Consider the following 7,586-nt stretch of genomic DNA (forward strand, 5'->3'; position numbering starts at 1 on the left):
TCCTGATTGAAGCTGACGATACGTCAGATTGGAAGACTCAGTGGCCCTTGTACGTCGGCTTCCGTCGCTCCACGAAGCTCCGTACCCCCTCCCGCGCGTCCACCGTCGTCATGTTGATCTCCTGCGCCGCGGCCTCGGCGGCGAAGGCGGTGGCCCGGTCGGTGTCCAGGGACGCGTTGACGAGCTGCTTGGTCAGGGCGAGGGCCCGGGTCGGGCCGGCGGCGAGGCGTTCGGCCCAGGCACGGGCCGTCTTGTCCAGGTCCCCGTCCGGTACGACCCGGTTGACCAGGCCCAGGCGTTCGGCGTCCGTCGCCGTGAGCGCGTCGCCGAAGAACATCAGCTCCTTCGCCCGCTGCGGGCCGATGAGGCGGGGGAGCAGGTACGCGCCGCCGCCGTCGGGGACCAGCCCCCGCCGTACGAAGACCTCGATGAACCTGGCCGACTCCGCGGCCAGGACGAGATCGCAGGCGAGCGCCAGATGGGCTCCGAGGCCGGCCGCCGTGCCGTTCACCGCCGCGATCACCGGCTTCTCGCAGTCCAGGACGGCGGCGATCAGGCGCTGCGCGCCGTTGCGGAGGGTGCGGGCGACATCGCCGACGTCGCGTTCCTCCGTGGTGGCGGCGCCTCGCAGGTCCGCGCCCGCGCAGAAGCCTCGGCCCGTTCCCGTGATCACCACCGCCCGGACATCGGCCGTCGCGGACGCCTTCGCCAGGAGCTGGACGACCTCGTCCCGCTGGTCCGGGGTGAGGGCGTTGAGCGCCTCGGGACGGTTCAGGGTGATGGTGAGGACCTGGTCGGCTGTGGCGTGCAGGACGGCCGGCATCAGCGGCACACCGCCAGCGCGTCCAGCGCCACCGCGCCCTGTCCCTGCGGCAGCACCATCAGCGGGTTGATGTCCAACTCCGCCAGCTGGTTCCCGAGTTCGAGTGCCATGCGCTGCACGCGCAGGACGACCTCGACCAAGGCGTCCAGATCGGCCGGCGGGCGGCCCCGGACTCCGTCGAGCAGGGCCCGGCCGCGCAGGCCGGCGAGCATGTCCCGGGCCTGCTCCTCACCGAAGGGCGGTACGCCTACGGCGGTGTCGCGCAGGACCTCGACCAGGACCCCGCCGAGGCCGACGGTCACCGTCGGGCCGAACAGGTCGTCGTGAGTGACGCCCACGACCATCTCCACGCCCTGTTCGACCATCTGGCAGACCAGTACGCCGTCCAGGGAGACCTCCTCGTAGCGGGCGATGTCGGTCAGCTCCCGGTAGGCGTCGCGGACCTGGCTCGCCGAGGTCAGGCCGATCTTCACCAGGCCCAGTTCCGTCTTGTGGGCGATGCGGGCGCCCGACGCCTTCATCACCACCGGGTAGCCGACCAGGCCGGCGGCCCGGACGGCGCCCGCCGCGCTGGTCACCAACTGCTCGCGCGGTACGCGGATGCCGTACGCCCGCAGCAGCTGCTTCGCGGCGTGTTCGCTGAGCTGTTCGCCGGGGTGCATCAGCGCCTGTGCCTTGCGGTAGGACGGCGAGGGGGTGCGCGGGGCCTCGTCGAAGGGGGAGCGGTAGGCGGTCGTGAAGCGGTGGTGGGCGAGGTAGGCGCGGACGGCGGTGAGGCAGTTGCCGACCGTGCGGAACGTGGCCACGCGGGAGGAGCCGAGCAGGACCTCGCGGTAGGCCGGTTCGGTGCCGACCGGCGAGCCCCATACGACGCACACCAGCTTGTCCGTGTGTTCCGCCGCGTCGACCAGGTCCCGTACGAGGCGGTCGCTGAGCGGGGGGAAGGGGCCGGTGATCGGGCAGATCAGCACGCCGACCTCGGGGTCGGCGAGGATCGCGTCGATGATCTTCCGGCCGCGCCAGTCGCCGACCGGATGGCCGCCGTTGTCGACCGGGTTGGCGACGCTCAGGTACTCGGGGATCCACTGGTGCAGTTCGGTCTGCTTGGCCTCGGAGAGCGACGGCAGCCTCAGGCCCGTCTCGGCAGCCAGGTCCGCGACGTGGGCGCCCGTGCCGCCCGAGATCGAGTAGACGGCCACCCCGTCGGAGCGCGGCGGGCGGGCGCGGGCCAGCAGGGCCGCCGTGTCCTGGAGTTCGTCGAGGCCGTCGACGCGGATCACGCCGTACTGGCGCAGCGCCGCGTCCACCACCGCGTCCGCGCCGGTCAGTTTGCCGGTGTGGGAGGCGGCCGTGCGGGCGCCGGTCTCGGTGCGGCCCACCTTGACGGCGACGACCGGGACTCCGCGCCGGGCGGCCCGGTCGGCGGCGAGGAGGAAGGAGCGGCCGTCCTTCAGCCCTTCCAGGTAGCAGGCGATGGCGCCGATCCCGGGCTGCTCGGCGAAGTAGGAGAGGAAGTCCGCGGTCTCCAGGTCGGCCTCGTTGCCGGTGGGCGCCCAGTGGGAGAGGCGGATGCCGAGTTCCTGGAGGGCGAAGACGGGGCGGCCCTGGTGGCCGGACTGGGTGATCAGGGCGATCGCGGGGCCGTCGAGGTCGTCGCGGAAGTGCTCGAAGGCGTTGAGGTTGGTGTTGGGGCCCAGCAGACGCACCCCGGAGCGTTCGACGGCCGCGGCCAGTCGCCGCTGGGCGGCCTCGCCCTCGGGGCCGGTCTCCGCGAACCCGGAGGCGAAGACGACCGCGAACCGTGCCTTGGCCTCGGCCAGTTCCTCGATCACGGGGAGGGGGTCGCCGACGAGGACCACCGCCAGGTCGACCTGCTCGGGCAGGTCGGCGACGGAAGGGGAGCAGGGCAGGCCGAAGACGGCCGGGCGGCTCGGATGCACCGGGTACAGCCGGGCCCCGACCCGCTCGGCCCAGTCGGCCAGTTGGCGGGTCACGCCGGTGTTGGGGCGTCCCTCGGAGTCCGAGGCGCCGATCACGGCGACGGACCGGGGCCGGAAGAAGTGGTCCAGATCGGGTACGTCGACGTGCAGCGGGCGCCCGCTGACGTCGAGGTCGCCCTCCTGGGCCGGCCTGCCGTGCACGGCGGGCCCGGGCCGTTCGCCACAGGCGATGGCCCGGGCCCGGCGGGAGTCGGTGGTGAGGGTGCCGTGGGTCGATCCAAGCATCGTTTCCGCCCGCTCCTGTGAGACAGCCGCTAACTGACGCACTGTCAGATTACTGAACTGATGCGATGTCAGGAATGGCTGTGCAGGAAAGTCGGCGAGTGAGGGTGCCTGGAGGTGGGGGTGGGGGTGGGTGCTCGGGGTGCTGCGACCGACGCTCTTCGTGCCCGGGGCGCCGCCGGCCGAAGTGTCGGCGCATGTGCTCGGGGTGAATCGCGCAGGACCGGCCATGGAGGTCGGCCCCGAACGGCCGGGACTGAGTGCTACTTACACCGATATCACTTACGCCGAACCGTCCCGCGCGATGGCCTTCGCGATGCGCACCGCGTCGAGTGCCAGCTCGCGCAGGTTGCCGCTGATCGGGTTGGTGAAGCCGGTGAAGTACAGGCCTGGGGCGGTCTTCGGGCTGCGGGCGCCATGGACGACGGGCTTGCCGCGGGCGTCGAGCACGCCGAGGTGGCCGACCAGGCCCTCCAGGGCGCGGACGTACCCGGTGGCGGCTATCACCGCGTCCGGGGAGAGCCGGGTGCCGTCGGCCAGCACGATCTTGCCGTCGCCCTCGAAGGACTCCACGGCGGCCACGATCTCGACCGTGCCCTTGCGCACGGCGTCGATCAGGCCGACGTCCTGCACCGGGATCGCGCCCTGCTTCACCCGGGTGTACAGCCCGGTGTCGGGGCGCGGCAGCCCGTGTGCCGACAGGTCGGGGATCGCCACCTTGGCCTGCGCCCGGGAGATCCGGTCGACGAGGCCGACCGGGAGATGCCGTACGAGGACAGCGCTGTACTGGGCGGCCCAACCGGCGGTCGAACGGCGTACGAGGTGCGGGACGGTGCGCACGGCCAGCCGGACCCGGGAGGCGCCGCTCTCCACCAGGTCCACGGCGATCTCGGCACCCGTGTTGCCGACGCCGACCACGAGGACGTCCCGGCCGGCGTAGGGCGCGCCGTTGCGGTACTCCCCGGCGTGCAGGAACTCGCCGGTGAAGGACTCGCGGCCGGGCCAGTCCGGCAGGCGCGGGGTGTGGTTGTAGCCGGTCGCGACGACCACCGCGGAGCCGGTCAGCTCCCGGCCGCCGGTGGCGTACAGCAGCCAGCCCGTGCCGTCGGGCGCGCGCTCGATCCGGGACACCTCGACGCCGGTGACGATCTCCAGGCGGTGGTGCTCGGCGTACTTCTCCAGGTACCGCACCACGTTGTCCCGGGACACCCACCGCCCGAACCGGCGCGGCATCGGCAGCCCGGGCAGGGCCGACAGGCGGCGGGTGGTGTGCAGATGCAGCCGGTCGTAGTGGCGGCGCCAGGACGCCCCGACACGGTCGGACTTCTCCAGGACGACGGCCCGTACGCCCCGGGCGCGCAGCGCGTACGCGGCGGCGAGTCCGCCGGGGCCGCCGCCGATGACGTAGACGGGGCGGTCCGGTGTGGGGTGCGCGGAGGAGTGTGGGGAGGGCGTGGAGTCGGCCATGAGCGGGAGCGTAATCACGAGCCCGGTTGATGGGTCTCGGTCAAGACCGGAATTGGTTGCGGATTGATCACGGCTGTAGGGGGAGGGAGTGGGGCTCGTGGCGTAGTGGGCCTGGTTGTGGCGGGCGCGTGATCGTTTCTGACGGGTGCGGGAGGGGCCGGGGTGCGGCCTCCGATACGGACAGACGGGAGTACCGGAGGCCGCGGTCCTGAGGGGGCTACCTGATGCGGTAGCCGGTCACCTTCGCGATCCACTGGATGAAGTCGCCCGGGTCGGTGTTCGCGCCGTGCCCCTCGTCCCAGTAGTAGAGGTGGCTGACGTCGTCGCCCAGCGCGGCCGCGGCGGCGGCGAGGTTGGCGGAGACGGTGTGCGAGGTGTCGGAGTCCTTGGTGCCGAGGCGGATCCACCAGTGCTTGGTGCGGTGGGCGTTGGGCTTGCCCCCGGTGAGGAAGGGCATCGGGTTCATCAGCCGCAGCTTCGCGGGGATGTCGCCGTCGAGCCGCGTGCCGGTGTTGCCGGTCGTGTCGTGCTTCAGGCCGTACGTGGTGAAGTGGCGGGTCCCGGTCGCGCCCGTGCCGAAGAGGTTGTTCTCGCCGGTGGACAGGTCGAAGGCGTCGAAGGACGGGGCGCTCTTCTTGCGGGCGCCGACGTGGGTGAGGAAGTCGGCCCAGCTGAAGTGTGCCTTGCCGTTCTTCCAGGTGATGAAGGTGTTGTCGGCCAGGTAGGCGGCGCGGTCGGTGTCCGACAGGGCCTTGAGGTAGGCGGTGGCCGAGGGCTCCATGTACTGCTGGAGCAGGTACGTGTCGTAGTTGCGGGCGGTGAGCGTGCCGAAGCCGCCGAGGCCCCGCAGCTTCAGGGAGGCCTGGTACTCGGCGAACTGCGCCACCAGTTCCTTCGACACCGTCCGGTCGGCGAGCTTGCCCGTGCCCTGGACGACGTTGGTGCCCCAGTTCCACTCGTAGGCGCCGTCGGCGTGCTCCAGGTCGGTGATCGGGCACCAGGCGCCGGTGGCGAAGATGGCGTCGGAGGCGTCGGCCGCGCCGAGTTCCCTCAGGTACTTCTCGTACAGGGGGCTGTCGCCGGAGGCGCCGAGCAGCGAGGACAGGGCGCCGCCCGCGCTGGTGCCGGAGGAGACGATCCGGTCGGTGTCGCCCGGGACGCGGCCCTTGTTGGCGCGGACGTACCGGACGGCGGCCTTCAGGTCGACGATGGCGGCCGGGGCGGTGCCGTAGTACTCGCCGTCGGAGTTCTTCAGGGTCCGGCCGCGGGCGCCCGGCTCGACCACGACGTACCCGGCGGCCAGCGCCAGCTTCGGCAGGCTGACCATCTTGCCGCCGCCCCCGCCCCCGGGCATGCCGCCCGTCCCGCCGGCACCCACGCCGGTGGCGTCCGCGACGGACGAGGGCATGTAGCCACCGACGGAGTTGGCGAAGAGGACGGGCGCGCCGCTCGCGTCGACCGACTTGCCGTCGATCTTCACGGGCACGCTGACGTTCAGGCTCTGGTACTTCTCGTCGACCGGCTCGGCGACGTAGGTGACGGCCTTCCAGAAGCGGTAGACGACCTCGTGGTCGTCACCGTTCGCGTCGGTGATCGTGGTCGTCTGCTCCGTGTAGCCGTCCGTGTCGAAGACGAGGCCGCCGGTTCCTGTCCCGGTCCCGGTCGTCGAGCCGCTCGTGCCGCTCGACGCCTGTGCGTTCAGGGCGATCCCGCCGACCGCGGCGGCACCGGCAGTTGCTCCGATCCCCAACATGACGCTCCTGCGCCTGACTGCCCTGTGCTTCACGTTGACGCCCTCCGTGGACTCGATCCGGGCTTGCCTCAGCGAACGTAGCCAGTCGCTGACAAAATTGCCAACAATCCTGTCGGACTCATTGTGAACGCACAGTTTCATGGGGGGGCGCACAGCGTCTTGGCGTCCGCGGGGCCTTGCGGATCCCGGTAACTGACGTACCGTCAGATCTCATGGACACGATCTGGCTCGGCGGAGCGGAGTGGCTGGCCGTACTGCGGATCGGGCTCGGGCTGTGGTGGCTGGAGAGCTGGCGGCACAAGGACCGCAAGGCCTGGTTCGAACGGGGCGCCGGCATCGAGTGGGCGGCCGGGATAGCGGCCGAGCACCGCTGGAACGCCGTCCGTTCGGGCTTCGGCGCGGTCGTCGCGCCCCATCCGCGCGTGATGGCGTACGTCGTCGTCTACGCGGAACTCGCCCTGGGCCTGGGCCTGATCACCGGCTTCCTCACCCCGGTCGCCCTGGTCGGCGGGTTCCTCCTCAACGTCCTGTACCTCACGCTCATGATCCACGACGTCGCCGAGCAGGGGCAGAACTCGATGATGGCCCTGACGTCCGTGGTCGGGCTGTTCGGGATGTCCTGGCAGACGTGGTCGCTGGACAGCGCGCTGGGGCTGTTCTGATGACCGGGCGCTTCGACCTGCCCGAGCCCGACGCCTTCACCCGGACGTACTGGGACGCGGCAGCCGAGGGCCGGCTGCTGATCCGCCGCTGCCGGGCCTGCGGACGGGCCCACCACTACCCGCGCGAGTTCTGCCCCCGCTGCTGGAGCGAGGACGTCGTCTGGGAGGCCGCGAGCGGCCGGGCCACCCTCTACACCTGGTCCGTCGTCCACCGCAACGACCTGCCGCCCTTCGCGGAACGCACGCCGTACGTCCCCGCCGTGGCCGACCTGGCCGAGGGGCCGCGGATGATGGCGGAGGTGGTGGGGGAGGGGGAACTGTCCGCCGGGGCGGACCTGGAAGTGACCTTTCGGGAAGGAATCCCGGTGTTCCGGATCGTGCCCGGTGCCCGGTAAGAGCCTGTTTTCTTGCCGCGGCGCCGGTGTCCGCCTCTTTTTCGAACCGTGACGATCGGGACTGCCGACTCCCTCACCTGCGCTCTCGTGCACCCCGCCACGACCCGCGCACTCCGTGTATGCATGCCGTGTATACACGTCGCGTATACACAGTGTGTAGAGTGCCGTTCATGTCCATCGGTCACACCCTTCTGGGGCTCCTGGAGTCCGGCCCGCGCCACGGTTACGACCTGAAGCGGGCCTTCGACGAGAAGTTCGGTCACG

At 71.3% G+C, this 7,586-nt stretch carries 6 protein-coding genes and 1 pseudogene; 3 read left to right on the top strand and 4 right to left on the bottom strand.

Annotated features, from left to right (window positions below):
* Positions 1 to 37 precede the first annotated feature (37 nt).
* The 4 genes from ACZ58V_RS41025 to ACZ58V_RS41040 form a co-directional block, all read right to left on the bottom strand.
* Positions 38 to 823 (bottom strand): enoyl-CoA hydratase/isomerase family protein, encoded by a 786-nt coding sequence (locus tag ACZ58V_RS41025; RefSeq protein ID WP_468194259.1) that lies wholly within the window; start codon positions 821 to 823, stop codon positions 38 to 40.
* Positions 823 to 3,048, bottom strand: a complete 2,226-nt coding sequence (locus ACZ58V_RS41030) for an acetate--CoA ligase family protein (protein ID WP_471296458.1) — start codon at positions 3,046 to 3,048, stop codon at positions 823 to 825. The genes ACZ58V_RS41025 and ACZ58V_RS41030 overlap by 1 nt, the downstream gene beginning before the upstream one ends.
* Positions 3,049 to 3,327: 279 nt before the next feature.
* Entirely contained in the window at positions 3,328 to 4,512 is a 1,185-nt protein-coding gene (locus tag ACZ58V_RS41035) for a flavin-containing monooxygenase (RefSeq protein WP_471296461.1), read from the bottom strand.
* A gap of 217 nt (positions 4,513 to 4,729) precedes the next feature.
* A complete protein-coding gene (locus ACZ58V_RS41040; protein WP_471296463.1) occupies positions 4,730 to 6,265 on the bottom strand; it encodes a subtype B tannase in 1,536 nt (511 codons plus the stop codon).
* Positions 6,266 to 6,477: 212 nt separating this feature from the next.
* Between ACZ58V_RS41040 and ACZ58V_RS41045 the strand changes: the two genes are divergently transcribed.
* The 3 genes and pseudogenes from ACZ58V_RS41045 to ACZ58V_RS41055 all read left to right on the top strand — a co-directional run.
* Positions 6,478 to 6,927: a DoxX family protein gene (locus ACZ58V_RS41045; RefSeq protein WP_468194270.1), complete on the top strand. Its 450-nt coding sequence runs from the start codon at positions 6,478 to 6,480 to the stop codon at positions 6,925 to 6,927.
* On the top strand, positions 6,927 to 7,322 hold the full coding sequence (locus ACZ58V_RS41050) for a Zn-ribbon domain-containing OB-fold protein (protein WP_471296466.1): 396 nt from the start codon (positions 6,927 to 6,929) through the stop codon (positions 7,320 to 7,322). Before ACZ58V_RS41045 ends, ACZ58V_RS41050 begins: the two co-directional genes overlap by 1 nt.
* Before the next feature lie 170 nt (positions 7,323 to 7,492).
* Positions 7,493 to 7,586 (top strand): annotated as a pseudogene (locus tag ACZ58V_RS41055) (PadR family transcriptional regulator); the annotation flags it as partial.

This window comes from Streptomyces sp. NPDC040589, assembly GCF_055594445.1.